At 62.3% G+C, this 207-nt stretch carries 1 pseudogene; it reads right to left on the reverse strand.

Features of this window, described 5'->3' with window-relative positions:
* Nucleotides 1-182 (reverse strand): annotated as a pseudogene (locus tag ACYQ8L_RS18875) (IS701 family transposase); the annotation flags it as partial.
* Nucleotides 183-207 lie beyond the last annotated feature (25 nt).

Below are 207 nucleotides of genomic sequence, written 5' to 3' on the forward strand. Positions count from 1 at the left end.
GATGCCCTTCGCCGGTGACGTCGGGCCATCTGCGCCAGAGCGTCCTCCAATGTCACGTTCGCGCGCGGCAGCAAGATGCTGAGCACTTCCCGGACGTCGCGCGCACTCAACAAGGGCAACGTACCACGATGCTTTCGGCGGACCTCCAACAAGAACAACAACGCCATCAGCACCATCGCCATGTGGTGATGCCACCCCTGCCACAAC

The sequence above is a fragment of the Deferrisoma palaeochoriense genome (assembly GCF_054656955.1).